Origin of the sequence: Nitrosospira multiformis (genome assembly GCF_003050865.1) — a bacterium.
Taxonomy (GTDB): Bacteria; Pseudomonadota; Gammaproteobacteria; order Burkholderiales; family Nitrosomonadaceae; genus Nitrosospira; species Nitrosospira multiformis_E.
In genome coordinates, this window is record NZ_QAOK01000037.1 from 1 (window position 1) to 22,190 (window position 22,190).

Here is a 22,190-nt window from a genome sequence, read left to right on the forward strand (position 1 = left end):
CTCTGTCGTTGTGGCGCAGCCATGTAATACCTGTCCCATAATTCCTCCCTCTGTAGCTGGCAATACTCTACACCAGCATACAGCGGGACTAAACAACTAGCATCAATAATGATAGCGACAGGAAATAATTGCGATGTTGCTATCTGACACTTCGTAAACCAATCTATTTGCCTCATCAATCCGCCCATCCAGCATTGCAGTGAAAAAGGGCCAAACCGACGTGCTGCTATCGCCGTTATCGGACACCTTTCCTCCCTTCCACACCAATCCAATCACCAGCGCAACAATTATGATTTTTATACGCACAGCGGACGTCTCAAAAGGAATGATAAAGTTGTCCAAAAAAAGCCCGGCGCAGGAGGCCTGCTGCCGGGCGCGGTGGCGTTTGCTTCTACTACTAATTACATGTACATGACTTTTACTTCTACCTCGTTTACTGCTACTGGAGAAGCTGTCTGTTTCCGATCCACCCTTGCTTCCCCGGTTTGCATATTACCAGCTTGAACAGCTTTGCCTATTGGACCAAAGTACAACCCGGGGATATAGCCACGTTTATATATTCGGGCCGCAACGTTTCCAGGCCCAGGCATCGATAGCTGGATGGCTGCATACATTCAGCATTTACGGGCATTTGTGCTATACATAATTGCAACTGCCGACTCCCGCAAGTCTTGAAACCGGCCAACCGCCGCTTGCCCCGCCAACTGAAAGGCTCATCACATGGCGGAACAACAGGATGAGAAGCCAAAACTGCCACTCGCCGGAATCTTTGCACTACTGGCGATGGTCAGCAGTTTTCTCATCTACCAGGAAATCTCACTCCAGACCTCCCGGCCCATCAGCAAGGGAGTCAGTTCCCATGTTTTCGTGGAAGAGGGAATTGTCCAGTCGCGGCTCTGGCAGGACCCATTCGAGGCGGTAGAAGCATATCAGTCCGGTGAAACGAAAATACCGAAGGAGACGGGCGAAGAAACCGAGGGTCCGCATCAACTAGCCCCGCTTGTCGAAGTTCTCGCAAAATCCGGCGTCTCCTCCCAGCTCCGGGTCCTGCCGGTGTTCGTGGATGGAAGCCCGTACTCCAGTGGCGCGGAAACCAGGCTCAACGATCGTTACGCGATGATATCGGCCTTGGGCGCGGCGGGGTATACGCCGGAATCGGGTGAATACATCCGCTTTTTCATCTGGACTCGCGCAGAAGAGAAAAAGCAGAACGGTCAGCAAGAGATGGCAGCAACCAGGTCTGTCGTAATTCCAGCCGAGCTATTCATTCCCAGGGAAAAACTGGAAAATAAAAAACATGTGTTCGTCATATGGCTGAAGGCGCAGGATTTCGGCCGCAATCCGTTCACCTCCTTGAGCGAGTTGATGACGCACCTCGACAGCAAATTCGGTAAATATCGAATAAATCTGACATATGACGTTTTAGGTCCCAGATTCTCCACTGCCCTGCGCGCAATGGTGCAGGAGGTAAAAGACAAATTAGGCGAGGAGACAAGGCAATCCGGGGGGCAATGCCCTTCCTCCCATCCACCGCTCGATGCATTGAGGAACGTTCAGTTTTATTCACCCTGGGCGACGGCGGAAGACACGTTTCTGCTTGATGATTCGCCCTACCCAGATAAAAGCAAAGCGGAAAAAGAAGCAGCGGAAGCAATCGACAAGCTCTGCAGCTGTCCCGGCAGAACACTCGCCGGCAATGGCGGTGGCGAACGAACGGAAGCCGTGGAGAATCCCCCGATAGTGGAGCGCCTGTTTTCGTGCGCAGGTATTAAAAACTTTCGCAGGACGATCGGTACAGACGCAGTACTGGCCGAGCACCTGGTTCAGGAACTGAACCGCCGCCAGCTCAGGTTGAAGAATTGCTCGGGAAGCAAATTCGGGAAAGATACAAAAGAATCCTGCGAATTCAAGGTGGCGCTGATTTCAGAGTGGGATACCCTGTATGGACGGGCCCTTCCACGCACCTTTGTGGCAGTAGCGTCAAGTGAAACCGGCTCTGGCAAGTCCGGCCCTGAGCTGGAGGCGGAAATGAACAAGCTGCGTAGAGACGAGTGGCCAGAATGGGTGTCGCACCACTCGTATCTTGCAGGGCTTGACGGTGAACTGCCGGCAACGCAAAGCAGCAAAACGGAAGGCAGGAGCAGCGATAAAGATACCGAGGGTGTTCTGGCCAAGGGCAAGGCATGGTACGAAGGACGATCGGCGCCGACCAAGGGAGATGCGAGCCAAAGACCTGAGGGCCGCAGCCAGATCGATTATCTCGTCAGACTGGCGGCAGCGCTGAAACAGGAGGAAATGAAGGATGGGAAATTCAAGGCAATTGGTGTGCTGGGGAGTGATGTCTATGACAAGCTTCTGATTCTTCAAGCGCTTCGCCAGCAGTTTCCAAGCGCCATATTTTTCACGACCGACCTCAATGCCAGGCTCGCCTATCCTGCCCAGTGGGAATTTACCCACAATCTTGTCATCGCCTCACACTTCGGGCTGGAACTGCAACCCGCGCTACAAATACCCATTCCCCCGTTTAGAGATAGCTACCAGACATCCCTGTTCTATGCAGCTTTGATGGCGCTCGGACATCTCGCCCCTGTTGATGCAGATGAAACGAACTGCTCCGATTGCGTCAGGCTGAACACAGAAATGAATAAAGGGAACAGGGATAGCAAGCCGGATAATTTTGTTGCAAATACCGGAACGAGGTTGTACGAGATCGGAAGGACCGGAGCTTTCGATATCAGCATCGATCCTCGCCTGGAGTCGCCGCATTATGCAAGCATCCATCCGACCCGCCCGGACCTGGACGCCTATTTCGACACGCAACGAAACCTCAGGTGGATGGCGGAAGCATTCGCCGCCATTATCATTCTCGTTCTGGGCATCATACTGATCAGTACCAGGGTAGCCAATTTTTTTTACAACCTTGCCATGACCAAATTGTTCTGGGCAAGTTTGATTGTTGCAGTCGGTACATGCTACGGTCTGGTCAAATGGGTACCCTGGAAGGCGCTGGATGTCGCAGGAAGCGAGCCCTTCGTGTTCACCGAAGGGATCAGCGCATGGCCAACAGCAGCGATCCGCCTGCTTGCACTGCTCATGAGCCTGCTCTTTTTATGGTATTCGTGGCGGAAGATGAAAAATAACGAAAACGTCCTGACGCACGAACTGGATCTCGAAGATAAAGGTATAAGTTTTACCGATACTTCCCTATGTGATCCCGAAAAAGACGCCAGTCACAAGAGGCTTCCATTCAGAATCTTTTCCCACGCCATTCGCCGTATCCTGGGGCTGCATGTCTGGCGTCCACAAAGCACTGAAGAGATCGATGCTGTTCGCCTCTGGCGGGAGTACATCTCCCTTGGTGTCCTGAAAAATTTCGCAATCCGCGGCCTGCCGCAGCTGGTTGTCGCATTAAGTTTCGCCTGGCTGATGATGATGCCGTTCGGCTTTCCAAATACGCCCTGCCGGGGTTCGGGCTGTTTCCTGATAAGCAATAGCCTCCTCATCATGAGCGGCACGGCGATGATGATACTGATATTTTATGTGGTGGATGCCACAAGGTTGTGCCGGCGCTGGGTCAATTGCATTGCCACGAATAAAATCCATTGGCCTTCCGGCACGCTCGGGAGAATAGCCAGCAAGAGCGGTATCAACAAGGAGAACCTGGATGAATGGCTGGGCATCGAACTGATTGCCGAGCGCACGACTGTCATCGGCAATTTCATCTATTTCCCATTTATCATCATTGTTCTGCTGATCATCGGGCGCCATGGCTATATCGATAACTGGGGTTTTCCCGCCTCGCTGGTCATTATCTTCTCCCTCAATGCGATACTCGTTGTCGGGAATGCGCTGGCGTTGCGAAGATCGGCCGAAAAAGCCCGGCACGAGGCCATCAGGCGTCTGGAGAGCAAACTGATCCAGCTATCTGGCCAGACACCGGAAGAAATAAAGCAGAGGCAGCAGATCGAATGGGCAACTCACACGATCAAAAATAACAAAAGAGGAGCCTTCCTCCCCTTCACCCAGCATCCGATATTCGGGGCGGCGATCGCATTGCCGTCCGGCGGGTACGGACTTCTACTCCTGCTGGAATATTTTGCGACCGGGCAGTAATAGCCCCGAGAGTGGGAGGGATGAGATGAGATTCCACGGCAGCATTACCGGAACTGCCGGGAAAATAGAATCCACTTTCGCAGCAACAAAATGGGTTAACAATTTGAATAACAGAAAACCCTTGCTTATCCTCGCCCTTCTTCTGCTCACGCCGCCAGTTCATGCTCAGGAGGCTGTTCCATCCTCCAGCATTGGCCAGAACCAAAGCATGAACGCCAATGCCGATCCAAAAGCACAGACTCATCCTCAACTACAACCTCAGCCCCAGCCACAGCGCCAGTTCCTGACTCAGGCCCAGGCTCAACCGGCAAGGAGGCAAGAGGAGCCGCGGACACTCCACTTACCTTTACCTCGGGCGTAATAACCGCTACAGCAGCTCCAAGTTCCAGACCTTCCTCTGGTTCTGCATGGAGAACATCGAATTCCGCCGGGTGGTTACCATGCCGGATGTCGATGCCACCCTGCTGTCAATATTCGGCCTGGGCCGGGCAGCCTATCTCGGCAAGAAAGCGGCCGGCGAACAGTAGCTTGATAGCCCTATTGATCCGGTCAGAAAATACTATGAATTTGTCATTCTAACCTGACTCGGAATCCAGCAAACCGGGATCCAGCCAAACCAATAATGGCGCACTTTGCATGTCACTGGATACCGGCTTCCGCGGGTATGACGTTTGTACTGTTTGCTCGCCGGCTCAATAATACGTCCTGCGCAGATTGCTTTTGCGCTACACGGTGCTGCATCGCGGCCCTTCCTTTTCATGATTCAAGTCGTTCTCGTAAAACAACTTACTCATGATTCCGGCCACGATGCACCTGCCATTTGTGAGAAACGCGGGCTAAAACCTCCAGTCGAGATTTGCCCGGACACCGTTATCCACGACGTTGCTAAATACTTGTCCGGTGTAGGCAATGCCCAGGATCGCGTTCTTGCCAACGTTTGCGTCGAGGCCCGCTGCCATGATCATTGCCTCTTTCGCAATAGGGGTGCCTGCAATGCCAAATGTCGAGCCACCACTGAAAGCCAGGGCCGAGCGGGTGGGAACGCTGTCAAAGGCATGACGCCATCCCAGACTGCCCCGCAGCCTTGTGGTCGTTCCCCCTGCCGTGGAAAACATGCTCGCCGCATTCATGCCCACCGTGCTGTAGGTGACCCCTTCGTTATCCCTGGCGCTGCTCAACGCTGCGATGCTTCCCCGCTCCTGGAAGCCCTTGGTGGCGAGATTGACATACGCCACTCCCGCGAAGGGCTCCAGTGAAACGTTCTTGAACGGCAGTTCGTAACCCAGCTCGCCAAACACCTGGCCGGTGCGGCCGCGATAATCCCCTTTCACCTGGTTGTTGAAACCCGGGAAAAGAATATTGCGGTTCGTTTCGAAGTCATGCCAGGTATAACCGCCGCCAAAACGCAGGGCGAGCGCGTGCCAGCGAGTGCCCCCATAAGCCGTCACGTGATAATTGTCGCTTGAACCTGTTGAAAAACGGTCGTTCACATTGAAGGACGAATTGCTGTACCCCCCGGCGATCCCCAGACGCAGGAGATCGGCAATAAGGGTGTCGCCCCCCATGAAAAAGCCCCCGATGTTCCGATTGATGCGCGCCGCGTTCATGTCTCCGCCACGGTGCCCGAAAGAACCGAATGCGCGAGTCCAGAATGCATGGCCGGCCGCTCTGTTTTCTTGCAGTGTTTGCCCCGATGCCCGGGAAACAGGGATGCCAGACCCGCTAAAGGACTGGCGCAAGCGATCATTGACCGCTTCGCGCAGGAAACGGCTATCCTCGATCATGACGCCCTTTGCGCTGGCATGAAGTTCCCCTGAAAGGCTGTCGAAAGCCCGCCGCGCGGCATCCCGATCAGGAAGACCCGTGATTATGTCATACAGTGAACGCCCGGAGCCCAGGCTCTCCACGGCCTGGCCCGCCGCACACTGGTTGGCTGTAACAGTGACAGCGCAAAATGCGAGGGGGTTGGCATCGAGGTAAACATTGTTCGGGTCGTAGCTCAATACCACATCCAGAAAGGGCAGCGTCCGGGTAAGGTTGAGCGCATCGAATGCTCCTGTCCGTCCACCTGCCGCTGTCAGGATAGTGTAGCGCGTGCCGGCGGAATAAGTACCCGTCCCTGGAGTGACCGCGACCGTGCCGCCGTGGAGGTTCGCCGTGCCCGCGACAGCGATCCGGTCGCTGTTTCCGGCAGGGTCGATTTCAACCTCATAGACGGAGCCGGGAAGCTGCGTGTAATTGCCACTTACTCCAAGCGTGCCGATGGAATTTCCTGGAGCAACAGTGCCAGCAACAATTCCCGTACCGATCATCCCGTTGCCCTGAAGGCGGGCATCCGCATCCACATTCACCACCCCACCCAGGACGCCATTGACGGCAAGCATGCCGGAATTGACGAGAATCGAGCCCACAAACCCTCCTGAATTCCCTGTCAGTGCCAGCGTCCCTGTCCCATCTTTGACGATCGTGCCAAAACCCGAAATCGCTCCTGAATAGCCCAGGTCATTCGAACGGTTGAACGCGAGCGTGCCGCCGAAATTACTCACATCTCCGACCATACTGCCGGTGGTGCCGCCATTGCCGATTTGCAGGGTTCCACTATAGATATGAGTGGGACCGGTGTAGGCGTTCTCCCCGGCCAATATTAGCCTTCCGGCACCCCACTTATCCAGGCCGCCGGTTCCGGAAATCACTCCCGCGTAGCCAATGTCATCGGAGCGGTTGAACGCGAGCGTGCCGTTATTGGTCACGTTCCCGGTGATACTGCCCGTGGTACCGCCATTGCCGATTTGCAGGGCCCCGGCATCAATTGTCGTGCCGCCGGTATAGGTGTTTTCCCCTGTCAATGTCAGCCTTCCCGCCCCCAGCTTGTTCAGCGCGCCAGTTCCGGAGACCACGCCGCCATAGCTCATGTCATCGGAGCGGTTGAATGCGAGCGTGCCGTTATTGGTCACGTTCCCGGCTATGCTGCCCGTGGTGCCTCCGTTGCCGATTTGCAGGGCGCCGGCAGTAATGGTCGTGCCGCCGATATAGGTGTTTTCCCCGGTCAATGTCAATCTTCCCGGGCCCAGCTTGGTTAACCCCCCAGCTCCGGAAACCGCACCGCCATAGCTCGTGTCATCGGAGCGGTTGAACGCGAGCGTGCCATTGTTGATCACGTTCCCGGTGATACTGCCCGTGGTGCCACCGTTGCCAACCTGGAGTGTTCCGGCACTGATCACGGTGTCACCGAAATAAGTATTAGTCAGGGTCAGCTGCGCGGAGCCGGTTTTGATGAGGCTGCCACCTATGCCGTTGATGATACCGGCCACTTCAAGATTCGCATCGGTATGGAATGTACCCGAACCAAAATTAAGGAAAATGTTCCGTGTCATGGCAAAGCTTGCGGTATTTCGCAGCGTGCCATTAAAGAGTATAAGCGGCCCCGTGGAAGTCCCCATGTTGTTGTCGGCACTTACAACCAGGGTGCTGGAGCTGATGAAGGTAGCACCCAAGTATGTATTGGCCCCTGTCAGCTCCAGCATGTCGTTCCCGGTACCAATCACCTGAAGCCCTCCCATGCCGGACAAAATACCGTTAATCCGTGCATGTCCGCCAATGGAGCCCCCCTGGACTCGAATGACAGGGGTTATCCCGCCGAGGTCGATTCCATTCTGGAAATCCAGCATATTTGCGCTGGATGTGCCGAGAATGAGGGCCTCTCCGCTGGGGACAAAGTTTCCGCTCCCCCAGGTCAGAGTGCCGCCGCTGCCACCGATATTGACAATACGATTCGAGCCATTCGAAAGAAACCCTCCACTGCCGGTCCATTGCACTTGTCCCGGACCTGGGCCGAGACTGCCGGTAAAATCGCCGGTAACACTGGTGAGTTCGACGACCTCACCACTGCCGAGGGAACCATTAAACACGAGATTGCTGTTTGGATCCCACGGTAGCATCTGCGCGTATGGTTGTGGAGAAACGGCTGATAGCGCAGAGCCTAAAATCAAGAACTGCAAATCGAATAATGTGAAGCCTGGTTTTTTCATAACGCCCTATAGATAATGTACTCTGAAGCTCATTCCCCTGAATCTGCTCCGCTGTCTGGGGGTGAATCGAATAAACGCCCCAACCGATACCTGAAGCAATGCGGACAGCAGGCCGGCCCATACCGGAGGAAAAGGAGGACTGCATGCTACAGCCCTGGCAGAACGTGCAAAGCGGGCGAAAGAGAGGCCTTCCTCTCGCTTTTCATTTACTCCATGACTTATTTCCAACAACAGCGGAGAAACAGGAGGAACTTCAGGCTTACAGGATCAGGGAATCGAAGTTTGGCGTCGGCCTACAGAAGCTATCTAGCTGCTCATAGCTGCTATGCAGGCAATGAAACTACGGGTAGATAGGGGACACATAGCTGTCAAACCGACAGTTTTCATGGGTAAAATAGGAGCAGTTCTCCCTTTCCTGTTGCAGCGAGGTATCATGAATATTCGAGAAGTTACAAGAGAAGATTTTGACCAGGTCCGGCCAATCTTCCATGAGATCGCTGCAACTGGTGAAATCTATGCATACCCACGCTCAATCCAGGCCGGAACGGCGTGAATCAACGACTGGATGGTACTGCGCGACGAATTCGAAGAAGGGGGCTACAAGCAAAGCGGCCAAGGGCGTCATTCCCCTTTACCCACTGCTCGACATTGTAGGGCGATACCCGTTACGCTGCGGGGATTCGATCCCCCACTGAAATGAGCAGTGATCGCAGTTGCAATCTGATTCTGAGAGCATTCCACCCATTTTTTCCAGCCATCGCAATTGGGACGTTGATCGCTGGGTGCGTTTAAATCGACCAATGGGGTAAGGCCGGATGAACTGGACGAATCCGGATACCTGACAGGCAGATCGGATACATTCCCATTCTCGTCGATCTTGCGTCCGCGAATCTGGAATCCTTTGAGCCGGGTATTGTCTTTATTCATGCAGACGCGTAGCGCGCGCACAAAAGTGCGTTCGGCAAATTTTATCCCCCCAAATTGCACCTTCATCTCGCTGCTGATCGGGTTGTCGCCGCACAGGCTCTTGATCTCACCGGAATTATCCTTGGAATTATTGATGTCCTCAGTTAATGCGCCAACATAGCAAGGTTTGTCGTTCCGCTCCACTGACCAGACGCCATAAACAGCCTGGGTGCCCTCTGGATGGCCCACAGTGAACGGCGTGCCCGCAAAACCGGAAATGTCGGTCTGGGTGACACTGCCGGTTAAAGACACGTCGGTATCCGAAAATACTGGCATTGCAAGGGCAAGTAAAATGCTCGCTGTACCTGTTCGGACAACCGATGAAGAGATGAATCTCTGCTGGCCGTTGCTCTTGATCTCAAAATTGGTCCTGGCGCCCATAGTCATGACAATCCTCCTTTCCCCGGTTTATCCCGCTCTATCCCCTGCTCCCTTGACGGGAGGTTTGAGTACACACTCGCCCATATCGAAAGTGAGCTTGTCGCCTCCGTAATTCCAGATGGCGGTAAAGGATGCTTTCTTTTCATCTGCGCCGCCCTCGATTTCGCTGGTTTTGATGGTCAGGGAGACGACAAGCGGTTTGTTTTTCGGATGAACGACCGGGACCAGCCTGCCGATAGCAGTAATCGCACCCCCCGCTTTCATGGTAAAAGCTTTGGTTTTGGCCGAGTAGCAGTTGGTCCAGAGGCAGGCGGACAACTCATTGGTTTTTGCGTTATAAAGAAACGACTCCTCGTGCTGAAAATCCTCCGTCACCCGCTCGCACTGATCCGCGGTACATTCATACTTGACACTCGCTCTGCAATCGAACTCTCCCTTTTGCTGGGCTAAAATCCCCGGAGAGAACAGCAACGATACCAGCAGGGTCGGGCACGCAAACGGTGCAAGATACCTGGCGCAGGAATGGGAGCAGCACTCACGGCTCTGCAATGGCGAATCCCCACTCCCGCAACTGGGAGATAAAAGATGGCAGGTCTCTCGCGGTTCCGGCAAGTACATGCATGAGGACATTGAATGAAACCTTGCGGGGCATCTGGGTAAACTGCTCCTCGATGTAGGCTATCTTTTCCTCACCCAATCCCTGGGGAGCTTTCCAGTCCTCCGTATCGATATCCCAGGTGACGATAGTGAGTGACAACCCCTCGGCAACCCGGACAAGCTCCGGATCGAGGTGACCACGAAAACCCCCCGCACCATAAGGTGGTCGGATTTTGGTGGGCCGGACCCCACTGACTTCTTCGATAATATCCTGTGTTCGTTCAAGTTCGCGACGCACTTCCTCCTCCGTCTCCTGCGCGAGATTGGGATGGCTCCAGGAGTGATTCTGGATATCGTGCCCTTGATCAGCAATCATCCTTGTTGCCTCTGGAAATTGCCTGACTTCATCGCCAAGAACGTAAAACTCTGCCTTGATATCATTTTCGCGCAGCGTTTCCAGAATGCTTTCCAGCGCACTCACAGGCCCTGGCCCATCGTCAAAAGAAAGGACTATCCGTTTTCCGTCACCGAGCATGTTTCCCCTCCTGATAATACTGATGGCCGCCTGAACTCTTCAAGCTCCTTATCTCCGGCGCTCGAAACGTGTGGACTTTTGCTGCTATATTTATCGATATAGACGATATTTTTAGGGCCTGCCTGTTTTTTAGTTATGAGACCGTAATTTGCGGCACTTAATCAAAACGGCATGATCTTCAGCCTGCACGGCTATATGAGTGACCAAACCCGTCACATTACGATCTTTTATAAGGAGATATGACATGGGCCAATATCAAATTGCTGTAGTGGTGGGCAGTCTTCGCCGCGACTCATTCAACCGCAAACTGGCTGATGCCCTGATAAAACTGGCCCCGCCGGAATTTACATTCAAACACCTGAACATCGGCGACCTGCCGTTATACAATCAGGACGACGATGAAAATCAGGCCGAGTCGGTCAAACGGTTGAAGGCTGAAATTGCCGGAGCCCAAGGCCTGCTATTCGTCACACCCGAATACAACCGGTCCATGCCGGGCGTGCTCAAGAACGCACTCGATCATGCTTCCCGTCCGTATGGGCAGAATGCCTGGGCAGGCAAACCAGGGGGAGTGATCGGCGCTTCCATTGGCTCTATCGGCACAGCCATAGCGCAACAGCACTTGCGCAACTCCCTGGCTTACCTGGACGTTCCCACTCTGGGCCAGCCAGAAGCGTTCATACATGTAAAAGAAGGGCTGTTTGACAAGGATGGGAACATCGGCAATGAAGACAGCAGGAAATTCCTGCAGAACTGGATGAACCGCTATGTCGATTGGGTGAAAAGGCACGCCGCCTGATTATGGCAGTTTCCTTTTTCATTCCTTACCGGGAATGATGGTTACATTCAGATATCGAGACATATCTTGCCAAAGTGCCGGTTGGTTTCCTGATAGCGAAAAGCCTCCACGAGTTCTTCCAGCGGAAAATGACGATCGATTATCGGCCGCAGTCCGGTAGCTTGGATTGCCCGAATCATCTCGATCTGGTGACGGCGGCTGCCAACAACCAGCCCCTGAAGGCGCAATTGCCGTGTCAACACAGAGAGCAACGGCAGCGTTCCGGTCATTCCCGAGAGAATGCCGACTACGGCGATGTGTCCGCCGATGCGCGCCGCTACCATCGACTGAGCCAGCGTGGCAGGTCCTCCTACTTCAATCACGTGGTCGACCCCGCGTCCCGCTGTCAACTCACGTACCAGACCACCCCAGTTTTCATGTTGCCGGTAATTGATGAGGTGGTCTGCGCCAAGCGTTTCCAGGCGGGCAAGTTTCTCGTCACTGGAAGAGGTGGCTATTACCGTTGCTCCCGCCACCTTCGCGAATTGCAAGGCGAATACTGAAACTCCGCCGGTTCCCTGAATCAGTACCGTTTCGCCTGGCTTCAATGGACCGTCTACCATTAGCGCCCGCCACGCTGTTAAACCCGCGCACGTAAGGGTTGCTGCCTCCGCATGGCTATAACCCTTCGGGGCGTGAGTAAAACCGATAGCGGCCATTGTCACCTGCTGGCACGCAAAACCATCGACGCCATCCCCCGGAACGGTGCCCATGTCATCAATCTCGGGTTGTCCTTCCTGCCAACCTGGAAAGAAGGTACTGACAACATGGTCACCTATTGCAAATTCGTTAACGCCTTCCCCCACGGCAACAACCTCTCCCGCTCCGTCGGACATTGGAATACGCGGCACTGCAGGTGGCCACATCCCGCTTACCACTGCGTAATCATGGTAGTTCAATGAGCTTGCCCGAATCCTGACGGTAATCTCGCCTACTTCCGGCGCCATTGATTCGCATGTGCCCAGCGTTACACGATCAAATCCACCGCCCGGTTGCACATAGATTGCCTTGTTGGTCATCGCTTGCCTCTCATTCGAAACGTGCGTTGGTTGAGTCCAAAAGAATGTTTAGTATATATACTTGATTCCGGACAAAATAACCATTAACACCCTATTGTAGCCAGAGTTTCTTCGCCGCAGAGATTCCGGTTTTCTTACGATTACTAAGTGCCGAGCCCGTTTTTTCTAATGAACAAGGGAATAATTCATGGACTCAAAACCGATCAGCAATACGATCAACATAATTAGCTCGAAAGATTTATTCACCCGCATCAACTGGCTCGAGCAGGAACTCAATTACCGATGCTCCGATGCATACTCTGAAGAACTGAAGGCGTTGCAGGCATTTGCCAAAAACGTTGATGCCGCTGCCTCCGTTTCAACCTACGACAAAGGGTCGAGCCTCATTCGCAACAGCTACTTCGAGGATTATAAAAAAGCGCTGGAAGGAACGAATGCGGAAGCGGCACGCTTCGTCCCGGTCGATTTCGACGGCGTGATTTACTGGCTTCAGCTGTAAACTATCTTGACGCAATACCCGGAATGCCTGCTTGTCGTTTCCGTTGTCCTCAACTTTTTGCCTTCCATTTCCAAAGGAAATGAGGGTGTCCTCCCCTCTGAGGGCGCCCTGAACCTTTTTTCCCCGCTCGCACTTGGCCTGCCGGTATCTTCGGGCTGGCAGCACCATAGGAGATATGACATTAGTATGATAAGCGAAAGGGACATGTTTTCTTACAATCTGGATGATGTGAGGCAAGTTTTTTCACAGCCTGCCACGGAAAATTCATTCTGATTAACTTGCATCTATCGGTCTATACGCTAAGTCATTATATTCTCGTATGGATATTCCGCATGCCAAGCCTGCTGGGGTAGGACCATCATTTGATCCTGACCGAGAGCAGCGCGAATCAACTTCAGTCGACCTGCGCGATGTTATTGTCGAGACATTCACTGGAACGGGTTGATTGTTTCCTATTTTGTACTAAGGTTAAAAAGGGCTTTGTGTACTATTCTCTGACTGAGTCAGTAACTTGGTCATGTCAATGGCAGCATCCCACTTGCCGCCGCCATTTGTAGGCCAATTTTAATTTCACCAGTAAAAATCATGAAGATATTATGGATGGTAAGTATATGGATGGCGTTAACCGTATGCCCGTTTGCTGCCTCAGCAACTTCAATCTACGCGATACAACCCAACGGCGATATGCTGTTCTACAAGCATGCAGGCACGGCGGACGGGTCTGCCTCCTGGCCTATTCAGGCAATGAAAATCGGTAATGGCTGGAATTTCAAGCAGGTATTTGCGGGGGACGATGGCGCCATCTACGCCATACAACCCAACGGCGACATGCTGTTCTACAAGCATGCAGGCACGGCGGACGGGTCTGCCTCCTGGCCTATTCAGGCAATGAAAATCGGTAATGGCTGGAATTTCAAGCAGGTATTTGCGGGGGACGATGGCGCCATCTACGCCATACAACCCAACGGCGATATGCTGTTCTACAAGCATGCAGGCACGGCGGACGGGTCTGCTTCCTGGCCTATTCAGGCAATGAAAATCGGTACTGGCTGGAATTTCAAGCAGGTGTTTGCGGGGGACGAATAATGTAGTTGAGCTTCTCAGCGGTAGCTACGCTACTGTTTGATCTCTATGTATCTGAGTCTGTCGAAAGGATGCGTCATCGAAGGAAGCTTGTTGGACGAATCCGGAGGGATCCTGGGGTCGACGAGAAAGCATTCCCTTGATCTTATTATAAATTGAATCCACGTTCGCCCTTCGTTCACCGAAGTAGGATATGGCTATCTCATGCAGCAGAGACGCTACCACTCTCTCGATATCTGAAACGGGAGCGCCGATATTCTTCTCCTATCCGGAACCGGTAAGTCTCTTAGAAATACCTGGATCAAGTTTGTCAGCTTCTGATCACCCATGAAAACTCAGCCATTGACAATGGATGCTAGGCGTGAGACAGAGAACCAGCGTAAATGGGTTTCTGGGGCTGAATGTGCCTCAGCGTACAGAACGGCAGGAAGGATTTCTCTATCTTTTTTTTAAAGGCAATATTCAGGTTTTTATCAGGAGATAAAGATGGATAATGAGCGAATCATAAGCATGTTGAACGGTCTCATCGAGATTTCGCGTGATGGCGCAGAAGGCTTCAAAACCTGCGCGGATGATATCAACGATCCCGAGTTGAAGATGTATCTTCGAAACCGGGCACAGAGCTGCGAGGAGGCGGTGCGTGATTTAAGTGTAGAAGTCAGACGTTACGGTGGAGATCCCGATACAAGCGGCACTGCTACCGGCACATTGCATCGCATGTGGGTTGACTTGAAGACGGCAATCACCAGCAACGATAATCTGGCAGTACTTGAAGAATGCGAGCGGGGCGAAGCCGCTGCCGTGATGGCCTATGACAATGCGCTCAGAGAAGAAATGCCGTTCGATCTGCGTGCGCTGCTTGACAGGCAATACGAAGGTGTTAAAAAAAATCATGATCGCGTCCGTCATCTGCGCGATGCGGCGCGGCATGGCATCAAAGCGGTTTGAGAACGCAGTTCACATGGCTCACTTTTTTGCCTGCGAGCGGGAAGCAAAGCTCGTCCAATAGCCAAGGCGTAACCGGCGAGACGCGCTTCTGTCCGGCGATCGATCTCCCGGTTTGCGGAACTCAACCATCATCCGGGAAGTCGGTTTCTATCTTCCCTATCGAGTCTTACTATTTCGATACGCGGTATAGGGAAATCTTGCTTTTATCCTGTTTTTCCAAGGTAGCCGTGTCGCCATCGGGATTCAGACTAAAGGAGCTCGCACCGGTTTCCGAAAAGCCGGCACACCCATTGGTATCATAGGTAAACCCTTTGATGCTCAAAGCCTTGCTCCCGGCATCGTACGTGTACGAGGCGAACTCGACACCAGGCCCGCAATTTTCAGCGTGCTCCGGGTTGCCGATCGGATCAACCATCATGAACTTTCCGTTGGAAAAGAAAAAGTAAGTCTGGGTCTTGATATTCGTCCGGTCCGCCGCCCACGTCCCCACGATGCCCTTCGGTTCATTTTCCATGGCTGAATAGCGGCTCTCCTTGATCTCCGTCTTGATCGGCTCTTTGTCCGAACTGATCTCCAGAGTTCCCGCGATGTGGAAAAGCTCTCCAAACAGACTCGCCTGTTTCTTCTCTCTTTGAACCGTCACGATATCCGAATTAATCAGGTCGGAACCGTCCGTGCGTACCCGCACTGTCGGCCGGGGATTGGATAAACCAGCCTGAAGGTTGGTATCGATCACCGGTTTGCTCACGAATTTGAATCCCCTGGTATCAAATTCTGATACACCTGCCACACCATACTCCACGCCGGCCTTGCTGACCAGTTTACCGCCACAAACGCGGTTGGCATCGCAGGAATCATCCGGCGTGGCTTCACCGTTCAGGTACTCGCCCCCTCCGCTGGTGGAAATACGGATTACAGAGGCGGACGTATCATCATGCTTGACCCAGATGTTGGAACTCAGCATGGGAATGCCCTGTGAAAGAAAATGTGCCCTGGCCTGATCCGCTGTCTTCACGGCACCACTCACGCCCCCCGCCTCCCTGGCCTTCTGCAATTCAGCAGAAGCTGCGAACGCAGCCGGATCGCTATCCAGATTGATGGAAGCGGGGACAGCAGCCGCGGCACTGGGAGGAATGGAGATACCATTATCGGGATTGCCATCGATATCGAGCGATTGCAGCAGAATAAGCAGGTTTTGCAGTTTATTCGCGCTTTCTCCCGCCAGTTCCATGGGAGTGATGATACCTGCTCCCTTCACTTTCCCCAGAGCCAGACCACCCAGCCTGAACTCCACCGTATCACCATGGCTGTATTTGAAGATTCCGTTTTCATCCGTATTGGCGGCAGCACCCGAAGACGCGGCATAACCCACGCCGCTTACCGCGGTGTCCAGCAGCTTGCCGGCAGTCGGGCCTGTTCCGGTTTTTCCCCCACCGTTGCTGCTGCCGCCTGTTGCCGGTCCGCTTCCATTACCGCACGCAGCGACGCTCAACGCCAATGCAAGCGGCATGAGATGAGCCCAGGAAATGGCTCTTTTATTCTGATTGAACTCCATCTTCAGCTGATCCATTCGATTTGAACAAACGCGCTATCATATCAAACTATAGCGCGACAATAGCGAAAACATCGGCCCTTTTCTTCCGTGCTTGTCCGTATAAACCGTGCGAAACTGCGGAAAGGAAAACCAGGCTGCGGCAACCGGTGCGATTCAGGCGGCCTCAACTCCTCAAGAAAGCGGATAACAGCTTTGTTCCATTTCCCATGAGCCGGAGATGAGGCGAAGCTGTTGTATAATTTCGAATGGTAGAATCCGGAAGACTGGCTATACTAGGTTTTGCAGTCTGCCGAGTGACATGACTCAGTCACTTCTTCAAGTCCTATACAAATATCGATACCAACATTTCAAGGAGAATGATTATGCGTAAATTCCAGGCCCTTGCAGCTTCACTCGCTTTTACCTGCTCCATTCCGCTGGCACTTGCCGCCGAAGGAACCGTTGCAATTTCTTCACCTGCGGAAGGCGCCAAATTCAGCCCGAAGACGGACATCGAGCTGGTCTATGACATCTCTCTGGGAGATAAGGGCGACCACACCCATCTCTATATCGATGAAAAGGAAATCCTGACGCTGCGTAATCTGAAGGGAAGCCAATCCCTGGGAACGCTTGCAGCGGGAAAACACGAAATATGCGTCAAGGTGGTAAACAAGGCGCATACGCCCATCGGCCCGCAAAAGTGCGTCAACGTCAATGTAGAAGCATAAGTGTTTGAAAATCTCAACTATGCCATAGTGCAGTTGGTGCATAATTTCGGCGCCGCTGCCGTGGTGGGTTTTCCAGTCCTTGGGTGGTACATTTCAGGGCAGGCCAGCCCTGTGCTACGTAAGTTTGCCTGGATAGTCGGGTTGAGTTGGGCAGTTCAGGCGATGAGCGGTGCAGGGTTTGGTGCAGTGAGTTACTACTATTATCAGACATTCCCCGATCTGCACGGCGTCGCCTTTGCTGCATTGCTGGTCAAGATTCTCTGTGCCGCAGGCGGAGTAGTCATTGCAGCGAAGTATTTGCGTCAGTCGGCCGCATGGACGCCTAAACGGCGCCGTAGTGCCTGGGGGCTGCTCAGCCTGCTGGGTGTAACGGCGCTGTCCGCCGCCGCATTCTTGCGCTGGTATGCATAATTTGATCGCGGCCACACTTCCGGTTGCACAGATTCTTCACTGCGCCCCTCCTGACCTCTGAGAAAAGTGTAGCTCCCACTCACCTTGGCCTGCTTGTTCTATCGTGGCTGGAGTCGCCGGCGAAACTCGCCCGCCAGATCGGCAAGAAGCGAACGGTAAACCTTGTTCATGTATTCCACTGCTTCTGTGTTCGCGGATTCCCATGAGCCGGACCATTCGACGAAGGTCCTGTCATCCGTCGTCACCGGGAGCAGATGCAGGCTGCCCACGTAATCGCGAATCTCCCCTGATGAAACCGGAGAAGGCCCTTCGTCCATGGAATACATCATCCGACGCTCGATCTCGCTGTAGGCGATCAGCGTATCCAGGAATTCCCCGTTTAACAGCCGCCTTGCCCCCACCGAATATCCACCGCCCCCGCCCACCTTTTTGCATGACCTGATCAGCGAAGGCGCCCAGGAGAAGTCGTGGAAATTCCGTATCCTCGACCAGACCTGCTCGATTGGAGCATCGACAACAATCGAGTTGTATACTTTTGGCATGATTATCCTCTCTCTTGTTATTTCGTCCGGCTCTGGCGACCTTGTCACCCGCTTTTTCGGACAGATTTCACCACGACTGGGCACCGGTCGTTTTTAACATATGCCACATCATATCGACAGAACAATGTTCTGAGCAGAGACATCGGTGCCGGGCTCCGCTTTTCTTCGTCATACTGCTACAGCAGTGTTGCTCCTCCTATGCAGCGGTTGCGTTCATACCGTGCCATTCCGGGACGCAACCGGAAATATCATTTCCGGCAGTATCGCCAGCATGGAAACGATTACCATTGGCGGCATTCCTCAAAACATCTGGTTTCGCGGAATATCCACCTCCAATCCTCCCCTGATTCTCCTGCATGGCGGGCCGGGCGCCAGCGAGTCGGCGCTCTTCCGCCATTATAATTCCCTGCTCGAACAGCATTTCACCGTGGTGTATTGGGAGCAGCGAGGAACGGGCCGATCATTTCATTCGAATATACCTCCTGAATCCATGTCCATTGCACAGTTCGCGCGCGATCTGGATGAGGTCGTGGAATACGTAAGGCAACGGTTCCACAAGAAAAAAGTCGTATTGGCGGGACACTCGTGGGGCACCGTACCGGGGATAATCCAGGCTTCGCAGCATCCTGAAAAAATCTCTGCTTATGTGGGTATTGCCCAAGTGGCCGATGTGCCGGAAGGTCGCCGCTTATCATACGGTTTTGCCCTGTCCGAAGCGAAAAACAGGGGAAATGCCAAGGCGGTTTCGGAACTGGAAGCGATCGGCCCGCCGCCCTACGCCTCTGTCGATGAAAGATTGATAACTGCCAGATGGGTGGAGCGGTTCGGCGGCATATTCCATACCAATCTGTCGACAGGTAAGCTGATATGGACAGCACTCAATACCGATGAGGCGAACCTGATTGACCTTATCAGGTTTGGTCAGGGCAATCGCTTTTCTCTCGTGCAGCTGGAGAATGAAATCTCCCAGCTCAATCTGAGCAAGCACTACCGCTCATTCAAGATACCGATGTTCTTCCTGCTTGGGCGTTATGACAAGCATGTTCCTGCGACCTTGGCAGAGCGATATTTCGAAACCATCGAGGCACCCTGCAAGCGGCTGGTGTGGTTTGAAAACTCTGCGCATAATCCGCCCTTCGAGGAACCGGCAAGATTCAACCGAATATTGATAGAAGAAGTGTTGCCAATGGTTAATTCAGTCGATTGCAAATCCTCGCCACATTCCTCCCGTTTAATGAATGACGCAGTCGCGTCTACCTATATTTCCCCGTATTTTTCTTGTAGTTTTCGGAATGAGGGCTATATTTAACAGCAGAAGCTCTGCCCGGCGAGATTGCGCTAGTCTTACGGTATTTATCCTTAATATGCCGGATGCTGGTGTCAGATGGTATGTGCCAAGGGAGGGCGAAACAGTCTCCACCTCAGATCGTTTAAAAAACGTGGAAAAATGTTTGAATCTTGAAGTGGATATCGGTTTAACATCTGCTCTTTCCCATCTCCTAACCCTTAACCTGGTGCCCGCCGCTAAATATGAGAGGAAATTGAATGAAAACGCTCTCTACCGCTTTCTTTTTATCCCTCTTGTTCGGTATGACACACGTTGCTTATGCGCAGCAGACAAAGTGGCGGACATTCAGTGAAGAGGCGATATCACTTTACAAGAAGGGGGAATATGACAAAGCGGTAGCCGCTGTCAAGAAATCGCTCGCGGTTGCGGAAAAAGAATATGGTCCTGATCATCCTGATACTGCCACCAGCCTGAACAACCTGGCGGAACTGTACCGCGACCACAAAAAGTTTATCCAGGCGGAGCCGCTCTATAAGCGCGCCGCGGCAATCCGGGAAAAGCACTTTGGACCAAACCATTCCCTGGTTGCAAGAACCCTGAATGGGCAGGCTGAACTCTACCGCGCCCAGAACCGTTTCGGAGACGCCGAGCCGCTTTACAGGCGGGCGCTGGCCATTCGGGAAAAATCCCATCGGCCAGACCATCAGGACGTCACACAGACGCTGAACAATCTTGCGGAACTGTATTGCGTTCAGGAACGGTACGCGCCGGCTAAAGCGCTTTACGAGCGCCTGCTTCCGATACGGGAAAAAGCGCTCGGTTCCGACCACCCTGGTCTGGCAGCAGGTTTGCACAATCTTGCATTGATCCACCAGAACGAAGGCCGACATGCCCAGGCCGAACCGCTCTACAAGCGCGTGCTGGCGATCCGGGAGAAGGCCTTGGGCCGGAATCATCCCGACGTGGCGCAGGATCTGAGCATTCTTGCGGAACTTTATCGCACCCAAGGCCGCTATGCACTGGCGCAGCCCCTTTATGAACGTTCACTGGCAATCTTTGAAAAAGCTGCCGGAAAGCACTACCTTGATGTTGCCACCATCCTGAACAACCTTGCGTTCATCCATCACAAGCAGGGGCAGTATGCACAGGCGGAACCCCTTTACAAACGGGCACTGGCCATCTGTGAAAAGTCGCTTGGCACCGATCACCCTACCGCACGGATAACACGGGATAATCTTGCCGGAGTTCGTATCGCAATGGATCGGTTTACCCCGGATGACGAACCGGAGCGGCAGGTAGCACGGTCGCGGTTCCAGTGGTTTAGCAACATTATGGGTCGGCCATGACGGTGCCAGCCAAGAAAAACAGCAAAAAATAAAGGATATCTTGCAGCAATAAAAAGACTTTTTACGCTCCAAGGCGCGATGCATCTCTTACTTACAAGATGGCCGGGTTAGTTTAAAACGTTTTATCTGATCGAATAAATTGGAGCCACACTGGCCTACATGTAAAGCAACCGCATGAATTGAGGGACTTCACCGAGAATGGAAACTAACAATCCACAACAAAAGGAAATGTTATGCGTTTCATGATCCTGGTCAAAGCCGACAAAAACACCGAGGCGGGTGTAATGCCGAGCGAGCATCTCCTTGCAGAGATGGGCCGATATAACGAGGAGATGGCGAAAGCCGGTGTGCTGCTGGCGGGTGAAGGACTCCACCCGAGTTCGAAAGGCGCCCGTGTAAAGTTTTCCGGAGAGAAACGAACCGTGATTAATGGTCCCTTTCCCGATGATTCGAAAAGCCTGGTGGCAGGCTTCTGGCTGATCCAGGTGAAGTCGAAGGAAGAAGCGATTGAATGGGTGAAGCGCTGCCCGAACCCACTTGAAGAAGAAGCAGAAATCGAGATTCGACAGGTGTTTGAAACCGAGGACTTCGGGACCGAATTTACCCCTGAACTAAGAGAAGCAGAGGAGCGTATTCGGGCCGAAATAGCCCCAAAGAAGGGGTACTAAACTACCACCTACTAGAAGTAGGTGGGTTAGCGCAGCTTGGGTGCAGACGACTAAAGTCGCCTATCCGCACCAAGCTAGCGCGCATGAGTCAACACATTTAAAGTCAAAGTCACCGTCTAAAGACGGTGGTTTTTACCAAATTTATAGAAATGAAATCAACAGGGTCACTCAATTGAGCTTCGGCAATGGATATCCCGATGCTTGAGGAGTTTTGTTTGCAGTTTAGAAGGGAATATCGTCATCATAATCAAAATAATCGGGTGGCGCTCCAGCAATTACCCAGTCGGCCATCCATTTATCCATTCGACTAAGGCTTTCACTCTTAACAAGAGGAGCTAGCCATTTTTCCCGCTCGTCGCGGGAAAGAACTTTAGCTGCAAGAAGAATAGACCGTCTGTCCCAAGAAGCGTAATGCAGCATTTGGCTTTTCCGATCTTTAATCCAAGCTTGGTTCTTCAATGTTATGGCTGCACATGCTTGAGGCCTAAGCCGTTTACTAGAAAAAACAAATGCACGAATTTTAGTAATTTTTAGCAATTCTACATGGCGAGAGAAATACCATTCCAGCCATAAGGGTTTTACCCCATTTCTCCGGACGGTTTGGTTAAGCCTAAATCCTGCTTCTGATGCATTTCCAGCTGTCGCCGTTTTCGCGGGTTATGGAAT

The 22,190-nt window shown here is 52.9% G+C and carries 19 protein-coding genes; 10 read left to right on the top strand and 9 right to left on the bottom strand.

From position 1 onward, the window contains the following. Positions 1-102: 102 nt before the first annotated feature. A complete protein-coding gene (locus C8R21_RS16725; RefSeq protein WP_107763285.1) occupies positions 103-195 on the bottom strand; it encodes a type II toxin-antitoxin system YoeB family toxin in 93 nt (30 codons plus the stop codon). 525 nt (positions 196-720) lie between these two features. Here C8R21_RS16725 and C8R21_RS14065 point away from each other — a divergent pair. Further along, positions 721-4,113, top strand: a complete 3,393-nt coding sequence (locus C8R21_RS14065; protein WP_107763268.1) for a hypothetical protein — start codon at positions 721-723, stop codon at positions 4,111-4,113. Between the two features lie 836 nt (positions 4,114-4,949). Here C8R21_RS14065 and C8R21_RS14075 read toward each other — a convergent pair. The 4 genes from C8R21_RS14075 to C8R21_RS14090 all read right to left on the bottom strand — a co-directional run bounded on the left by C8R21_RS14075 (position 4,950) and on the right by C8R21_RS14090 (position 10,620). Continuing rightward, entirely contained in the window at positions 4,950-8,051 is a 3,102-nt protein-coding gene (locus C8R21_RS14075) for an autotransporter outer membrane beta-barrel domain-containing protein (protein ID WP_181258958.1), read from the bottom strand. A 711-nt stretch (positions 8,052-8,762) separates the two neighbouring features. Next, entirely contained in the window at positions 8,763-9,494 is a 732-nt protein-coding gene (locus tag C8R21_RS15715; RefSeq protein WP_146162507.1) for a hypothetical protein, read from the bottom strand. Between the two features lie 21 nt (positions 9,495-9,515). Further along, positions 9,516-10,037 carry a hypothetical protein gene (locus tag C8R21_RS14085; RefSeq protein ID WP_146162508.1) on the bottom strand — a complete coding sequence of 174 codons (522 nt, stop codon included), beginning with the start codon at positions 10,035-10,037 and terminating at the stop codon, positions 9,516-9,518. Beyond that, complete coding sequence (locus C8R21_RS14090) at positions 10,024-10,620, bottom strand: polysaccharide deacetylase family protein (RefSeq protein ID WP_107763273.1); 597 nt, start codon at positions 10,618-10,620, stop codon at positions 10,024-10,026. Before C8R21_RS14090 ends, C8R21_RS14085 begins: the two co-directional genes overlap by 14 nt. Before the next feature lie 244 nt (positions 10,621-10,864). Between C8R21_RS14090 and C8R21_RS14095 the strand changes: the two genes are divergently transcribed. Next, on the top strand, positions 10,865-11,419 hold the full coding sequence (locus C8R21_RS14095) for an NADPH-dependent FMN reductase (RefSeq protein ID WP_107763274.1): 555 nt from the start codon (positions 10,865-10,867) through the stop codon (positions 11,417-11,419). A 47-nt stretch (positions 11,420-11,466) separates the two neighbouring features. Here the strand turns inward: C8R21_RS14095 and C8R21_RS14100 are convergent, their stop codons facing one another. Further along, positions 11,467-12,477, bottom strand: a complete 1,011-nt coding sequence (locus C8R21_RS14100; RefSeq protein ID WP_107763275.1) for a zinc-dependent alcohol dehydrogenase family protein — start codon at positions 12,475-12,477, stop codon at positions 11,467-11,469. Positions 12,478-12,664: 187 nt separating this feature from the next. Between C8R21_RS14100 and C8R21_RS14105 the strand changes: the two genes are divergently transcribed. From C8R21_RS14105 to C8R21_RS14120, 3 genes are all read left to right on the top strand, one after another. Continuing rightward, positions 12,665-12,976, top strand: a complete 312-nt coding sequence (locus C8R21_RS14105) for a hypothetical protein (RefSeq protein ID WP_107763276.1) — start codon at positions 12,665-12,667, stop codon at positions 12,974-12,976. A 585-nt stretch (positions 12,977-13,561) separates the two neighbouring features. After that, positions 13,562-14,062 (top strand): tachylectin-related carbohydrate-binding protein, encoded by a 501-nt coding sequence (locus C8R21_RS14115; RefSeq protein WP_107763278.1) that lies wholly within the window; start codon positions 13,562-13,564, stop codon positions 14,060-14,062. A gap of 483 nt (positions 14,063-14,545) precedes the next feature. Further along, a complete protein-coding gene (locus C8R21_RS14120) occupies positions 14,546-15,007 on the top strand; it encodes a ferritin-like domain-containing protein (protein ID WP_107763279.1) in 462 nt (153 codons plus the stop codon). Positions 15,008-15,176: 169 nt separating this feature from the next. Here C8R21_RS14120 and C8R21_RS14125 read toward each other — a convergent pair whose 3' ends face one another. Further along, entirely contained in the window at positions 15,177-16,577 is a 1,401-nt protein-coding gene (locus C8R21_RS14125; protein WP_107763280.1) for an adhesin, read from the bottom strand. Positions 16,578-16,924: 347 nt separating this feature from the next. Here C8R21_RS14125 and C8R21_RS14130 point away from each other — a divergent pair, with 347 nt between their 5' ends. Then, entirely contained in the window at positions 16,925-17,269 is a 345-nt protein-coding gene (locus C8R21_RS14130) for a hypothetical protein (RefSeq protein WP_074974509.1), read from the top strand. After that, the gene (locus tag C8R21_RS14135; protein ID WP_074974508.1) at positions 17,270-17,680 is read left to right on the top strand and encodes a hypothetical protein; all 411 of its coding nucleotides are present in this window, start codon (positions 17,270-17,272) and stop codon (positions 17,678-17,680) included. A gap of 98 nt (positions 17,681-17,778) precedes the next feature. Here the strand turns inward: C8R21_RS14135 and C8R21_RS14140 are convergent, their stop codons facing one another. Next, the gene (locus C8R21_RS14140; RefSeq protein ID WP_107763281.1) at positions 17,779-18,222 is read right to left on the bottom strand and encodes an SRPBCC family protein; all 444 of its coding nucleotides are present in this window, start codon (positions 18,220-18,222) and stop codon (positions 17,779-17,781) included. A 145-nt stretch (positions 18,223-18,367) separates the two neighbouring features. Between C8R21_RS14140 and C8R21_RS14145 the strand changes: the two genes are divergently transcribed. From C8R21_RS14145 to C8R21_RS14155, 3 genes are all read left to right on the top strand, one after another. Continuing rightward, on the top strand, positions 18,368-19,531 hold the full coding sequence (locus C8R21_RS14145; RefSeq protein ID WP_258192427.1) for an alpha/beta fold hydrolase: 1,164 nt from the start codon (positions 18,368-18,370) through the stop codon (positions 19,529-19,531). Positions 19,532-19,767: 236 nt separating this feature from the next. Next, positions 19,768-20,856: a tetratricopeptide repeat-containing protein gene (locus C8R21_RS14150; protein ID WP_107763282.1), complete on the top strand. Its 1,089-nt coding sequence runs from the start codon at positions 19,768-19,770 to the stop codon at positions 20,854-20,856. A gap of 233 nt (positions 20,857-21,089) precedes the next feature. After that, positions 21,090-21,524 (top strand): YciI family protein, encoded by a 435-nt coding sequence (locus C8R21_RS14155; protein WP_107763283.1) that lies wholly within the window; start codon positions 21,090-21,092, stop codon positions 21,522-21,524. A 222-nt stretch (positions 21,525-21,746) separates the two neighbouring features. On the opposite strand, the gene C8R21_RS14160 is transcribed toward C8R21_RS14155, so the two are convergent. Next, complete coding sequence (locus C8R21_RS14160) at positions 21,747-21,983, bottom strand: hypothetical protein (RefSeq protein WP_146162509.1); 237 nt, start codon at positions 21,981-21,983, stop codon at positions 21,747-21,749. Positions 21,984-22,190 lie beyond the last annotated feature (207 nt).

Bases quoted from the DNA above. Each gene is read 5' to 3' on its own strand.
- C8R21_RS14065 (WP_107763268.1), top strand. From the start codon at position 721: ATGGCGGAACAACAGGATGAGAAGCCAAAACTGCCACTCGCCGGAATC.
- C8R21_RS14130 (WP_074974509.1), top strand. From the start codon at position 16,925: ATGCGTAAATTCCAGGCCCTTGCAGCTTCACTCGCTTTTACCTGCTCC.
- C8R21_RS14115 (WP_107763278.1), top strand. From the start codon at position 13,562: ATGAAGATATTATGGATGGTAAGTATATGGATGGCGTTAACCGTATGC.
- C8R21_RS14105 (WP_107763276.1), top strand. From the start codon at position 12,665: ATGGACTCAAAACCGATCAGCAATACGATCAACATAATTAGCTCGAAA.
- C8R21_RS14150 (WP_107763282.1), top strand. From the start codon at position 19,768: ATGAAAACGCTCTCTACCGCTTTCTTTTTATCCCTCTTGTTCGGTATG.
- C8R21_RS16725 (WP_107763285.1), bottom strand. From the start codon at position 195: ATGCTGGATGGGCGGATTGATGAGGCAAATAGATTGGTTTACGAAGTG.
- C8R21_RS14090 (WP_107763273.1), bottom strand. From the start codon at position 10,620: ATGCTCGGTGACGGAAAACGGATAGTCCTTTCTTTTGACGATGGGCCA.
- C8R21_RS14140 (WP_107763281.1), bottom strand. From the start codon at position 18,222: ATGCCAAAAGTATACAACTCGATTGTTGTCGATGCTCCAATCGAGCAG.
- C8R21_RS14155 (WP_107763283.1), top strand. From the start codon at position 21,090: ATGCGTTTCATGATCCTGGTCAAAGCCGACAAAAACACCGAGGCGGGT.
- C8R21_RS15715 (WP_146162507.1), bottom strand. From the start codon at position 9,494: ATGACTATGGGCGCCAGGACCAATTTTGAGATCAAGAGCAACGGCCAG.
- C8R21_RS14075 (WP_181258958.1), bottom strand. From the start codon at position 8,051: ATGCTACCGTGGGATCCAAACAGCAATCTCGTGTTTAATGGTTCCCTC.
- C8R21_RS14125 (WP_107763280.1), bottom strand. From the start codon at position 16,577: ATGGATCAGCTGAAGATGGAGTTCAATCAGAATAAAAGAGCCATTTCC.
- C8R21_RS14100 (WP_107763275.1), bottom strand. From the start codon at position 12,477: ATGACCAACAAGGCAATCTATGTGCAACCGGGCGGTGGATTTGATCGT.
- C8R21_RS14120 (WP_107763279.1), top strand. From the start codon at position 14,546: ATGGATAATGAGCGAATCATAAGCATGTTGAACGGTCTCATCGAGATT.
- C8R21_RS14095 (WP_107763274.1), top strand. From the start codon at position 10,865: ATGGGCCAATATCAAATTGCTGTAGTGGTGGGCAGTCTTCGCCGCGAC.